At 59.9% G+C, this 3,697-nt stretch carries 3 protein-coding genes; all 3 read left to right on the forward strand.

What is annotated here, in order from left to right; all coding sequences use genetic code 11:
- Positions 1 to 37: 37 nt before the first annotated feature.
- The 3 genes from tnpA (at position 38) to J9892_RS20560 (ending at position 3,524) form a co-directional block, all read left to right on the forward strand.
- The gene (gene tnpA, locus J9892_RS20550; protein ID WP_210538815.1) at positions 38 to 442 is read left to right on the forward strand and encodes an IS200/IS605-like element ISAs26 family transposase; all 405 of its coding nucleotides are present in this window, start codon (positions 38 to 40) and stop codon (positions 440 to 442) included.
- A 247-nt stretch (positions 443 to 689) separates the two neighbouring features.
- Positions 690 to 1,583, forward strand: a complete 894-nt coding sequence (locus J9892_RS20555) for an EamA family transporter (protein WP_010675306.1) — start codon at positions 690 to 692, stop codon at positions 1,581 to 1,583.
- A gap of 90 nt (positions 1,584 to 1,673) precedes the next feature.
- Entirely contained in the window at positions 1,674 to 3,524 is a 1,851-nt protein-coding gene (locus tag J9892_RS20560) for an extracellular solute-binding protein (RefSeq protein ID WP_246876727.1), read from the forward strand.
- Positions 3,525 to 3,697 lie beyond the last annotated feature (173 nt).

Genomic DNA, 3,697 nt, shown 5'->3' on the forward strand with positions numbered 1-3,697 from the left:
TTATTGCCATATCTATTAAGCCCGATTGAGTGACAGAATGCAATTCACTAAAATTAATAAATCACGCCATGCGGCCTACGCTTTGCACGTACATTTGGTGTTTATCACCAAGTATCGAAAGCCGATATTGGGGGATCTGCATCACGTTTCCTTAGGTCAGTGTGCGGCAGAGGTTTGCAGAGATTTTGGTGCGGAACTGAAAGAGTGTGACGGAGAGGCTGATCATGTTCACATGCTGATAGAGTACGCGCCAACGGTGCAGCTATCGGTACTGGTGAACTCGTTAAAGGCGGTCACATCAAGGCGACTGCGTAATGAATTTCTGGACTTGAGAGGTGCTTACAGCAAACCCGTACTCTGGTCACGCTCTTACTTTGCGGGCTCTTGCGGCGGAGCACCGTTGGAGGTGATCAAGCAATACATTCAAAACCAGCGGGGCTGACGCCCCGGCGAAATTCCCCTCCCACCTACGTCGGAGGGAGTCCCCTTTCGCATTTAAGATGGAATACCTCCGGTTAGCCATCGACGCCAACCCGTCAATCGGGGCGCTCACTTTTTAGCTTAGCCCGCCCGCGCTCGCCCGGTGTGCAGGTAGACACCTGCGCCCTTGACGGTGCCCACCCTGTAGCAGGTATGCTCGACCCCTTCGGCGCCCTGCCGTGCGGGCGCCGCTCAAACAAGGATGCCGCATGCAAACCAAGGACAAGTGTCTGGCCGCCCTGGTCATTCTCTGCTGGGGACTCAACTTCGTCGCCATCAAGTGGGGGCTGGAAGGCATCCCCCCACTGCTGCTGGGAGCACTGCGTTTCGTCGGAGTCGTCTTCCCGGCCATTCTGCTGGTCCCCAGGCCTGCCATGCCCTGGCGCTGGCTGCTGGCCTATGGCGGTGCGATCAGCCTGGGCCAGTTTGCCTTCCTGTTCTGCGCCATGAAATTCGGCATGCCCGCCGGCATGGCCTCCCTGGTGCTGCAATCCCAGGTGGTCTTCACCCTGCTGTTCGCCATGATCTGGCTCGGAGAGCGCTGGCAGCCCCACCACTGGGTGGCACTGCCGCTGGCGGGAGCAGGTCTTTATCTCATTGCCACCCATGGCGAGGGCAACCTCACCCTCATCGGGTTTGTGCTGACGCTGTGCGCAGCCGCCTGCTGGGGCCTTGGCAACGTCATCAATCGCCAGATAGGTCTGCGCTATCGCACCTCTCTGCCGAGCCTGGTCGCCTGGGGCGGGCTGGTGCCCATCCTGCCCTTCTTCGCGCTCTCCTGGCTGTTCGAGGGGCCCGAACTCATCGCAAGCAGCCTGCTCAACATCCGTTGGCAGGGCGTCTTGTGCGTGCTCTATCTCTCGTTTATCGCCACCTGGCTCGGTTATGGCCTGTGGGGGAGGCTGCTGATGCGCTATCCGGTGGCCCAGGTTGCCCCCCTCTCCCTGCTGGTGCCCTGTGTCGGCATGGTGGCCGCCGCCCTGCTGCTCGATGAACACCCCACTCCCCTGCAATGGCTGGGCTCGGGTCTGGTGTTGCTCGGCTTCGTGGTGCATCTGCTGGGGGGCAAGATGCGCTTCTTGAAGACCCAAACCGAGGATTGACCTCGCCCGGGAAACTTCCCATCATGGGTCAGGCCCTCTTGGGCCCACCCCGTTATTTCGGCAGGACGCCATCATCAGGAGAGCAAGGACATGCGTCATCCGTCATTTTCGATCATCCCCTCTTTACCAGGCATCATGCGGGTCACGGCCATGCTGCTCCCCTTCTGCTGGAGCCCGTTCGGCTGGAGTGCCACCCTGCCGGCAGATCTCAAATGGGAGAACAACGACACCGATCCCGTCTATGCAGACCCCGAGGCCAAGCGAGGCGGCACCTTCCGGGATTTCATGTCGAGCTTTCCGCTCACCTTGCGCAAATACGGACCGGATTCCAACGGCGGCTTTGCGGCCTACGTGCGCGAGACCAACCTGCCGCTCCTGAGCACCCATCCCGTGACGCGCAATCCCATCCCCATGCTGGCCAACCAGTGGGCTTTCGGCGCGGATAACAAGACGCTCTATTTTCGTATCAACCCCAAGGCCCGCTGGTCGGACGGCCAGCCCGTCACTGCGGACGACTGGGTCTTCACCCTCAAGATGATGCGCAGCAAGGAGATCAACGACCCCTGGTACAACAACTACTACAGCACCCAGATAAGCGAAGTGACCAAGTTTGACGATCACACCCTCGCCATCACCAGCGGCACCGAGAAGAGCCGGGAAGATCTGCTCGAAGCTCTCCCCTTCACCCCGGAGCCCAGCCACGCCATCAAGCTGACCGCCAACTGGGTCAAGGAGTACAACTGGAAGGTGCTGCCGGTCACCGGCCCCTACCAGATTGGCGAGCTCAGGAAGGGCAAGTCGGTGACCTTCGACCGGGTCAAGGATTGGTGGGGGAACGACGAGCGCTACTTCCAGCACCGCTTCAATCCGGATCGCATCGAGATCAAGGTGCTCAGGGATCAGAACATCGCCTGGCAGCACTTCCTGCGCGGTGAGCTCGACACCTTCCCCCTCGTGATGCCCAACTGGTGGCACGACAAGAGCAAGACCGCCGAATTCGAGAAGGGCTATATCGAGCGGCTCTGGTTCTACAACCAGACGCCTCAGCCCCCCATGGGGCTCTATCTCAACACCGCCGATCCCTTGCTGAGCAATCTCGACGTCAGACTCGGCATCCAGCACGCCCTCGCCCTGGACAAGATGATCGCGACCCTGCTGCGGGGGGACTACCAGCGTCTCAACACCTATGGCTCGGGCCAGGGTGATTTCACCAATACCGACCTCAAGGCGCGCCCCTTCGATCCCGCCCTTGCTCGCGAATTCTTTGCCAAGGCGGGCTTCACTAAGACCGGGCCGGATGGCATCTTGCGAAATGACAAGGGCCAGCCCCTCTCCCTCAGCATCACCTACACCACGGCGGAACATGCACAGCGCCTCACCTTGCTGCGGGAAGAGGCGAAAAAGGCGGGGCTCAACCTCGAGCTCAATCTGATGGATGCGTCTTCCGGCTTCAAATCCATGCTGGAGAAAAAACACCAGAGTGCCTGGATGGCCTGGAGCGGTGGTCGCTATCCCGCCTATTGGGAACACTTCCATAAGGTCAATGCCAACAAGCCCCAGACCAACAACATCATGAACATCGATGACGACAGGATCTCTGCCCTGGTGGAGCAATACGACAAGGCGTTCGATTTCGGCAAGAAGGCCGACCTCTCCCGCCAGATCCAGCAGCGACTCTATGAGCTCGCCAGCTTCGTCCCCGCCTATCAGGTGCCCTATACCCGGGCCGGCGCCTGGCGCTGGGTACGCCTGCCCAAGGTGCCGGCAACCCCCCAGAGCGACTTGCTCTACTGGCCCCTTGACGGCTCCAACTCGGGTTACAGCTTCGGCGGCCTGCTCTGGATTGACGAAGCGGCAAAGGCGCAGACCCGGGCCGCCATCAAAGGGGGGCAGACCTTCCCGTCAGTGACCATCACGGATACCACCTACCAGCAAAAATAGGGCAGCCGGCACCGTCATCCCCAAAACAAAATCTATGGTCACCCCCTTTTTTGCAACCTTGATTTCGGGTGTTGTGGTTGGCTTGCTTAAATCTATCCGGCGTCTTGATGGAGAATGTTCTCCGCGCCACGATGAGAATCGCGCCTGACTGTCCTAAAAAGACCCTCGGCCTA

It is taken from the genome of Aeromonas sp. Prich7-2, assembly GCF_017939255.1.
Classification (GTDB): Bacteria; Pseudomonadota; Gammaproteobacteria; order Enterobacterales; family Aeromonadaceae; genus Aeromonas; species Aeromonas caviae.

Coding starts and splice junctions, on each gene's coding strand:
- tnpA (WP_210538815.1), top strand. CDS start 38: ATGCAATTCACTAAAATTAATAAATCACGCCATGCGGCCTACGCTTTG.
- J9892_RS20560 (WP_246876727.1), top strand. CDS start 1,674: ATGCGTCATCCGTCATTTTCGATCATCCCCTCTTTACCAGGCATCATG.
- J9892_RS20555 (WP_010675306.1), top strand. CDS start 690: ATGCAAACCAAGGACAAGTGTCTGGCCGCCCTGGTCATTCTCTGCTGG.